Genomic DNA, 205 nt, shown 5'->3' with positions numbered 1-205 from the left:
AGTACCTGAAAGAGGGTGAGACCAAGGTCGAGACCTTCACCGTGCACAGTGCCGATGGCACCAGCCACGAGGTGGTCATCACCATCACCGGCACCAACGATCTGCCGGTGATTGCCGGCGACGACCACGGCGCGGTGACCGAGGATGCCACCACGCCGACCCTGACCGACAGCGGCACCCTGACCCTGACCGACGCGGATGCGGG

The 205-nt window shown here is 65.9% G+C and carries 1 protein-coding gene; it reads left to right on the top strand.

Annotated features, from left to right (window positions below):
- Window positions 1-205, top strand: a 205-nt coding sequence (locus KW825_RS20800) for a VCBS domain-containing protein (RefSeq protein WP_218330262.1), incomplete at both ends; no start/stop codon positions are given.

It is taken from the genome of Aeromonas sp. sif2433, assembly GCF_019218705.1.
Taxonomy (GTDB): domain Bacteria; phylum Pseudomonadota; class Gammaproteobacteria; order Enterobacterales; family Aeromonadaceae; genus Aeromonas; species Aeromonas encheleia.
This window is presented reverse-complemented; position numbering and strand designations above follow the sequence as displayed.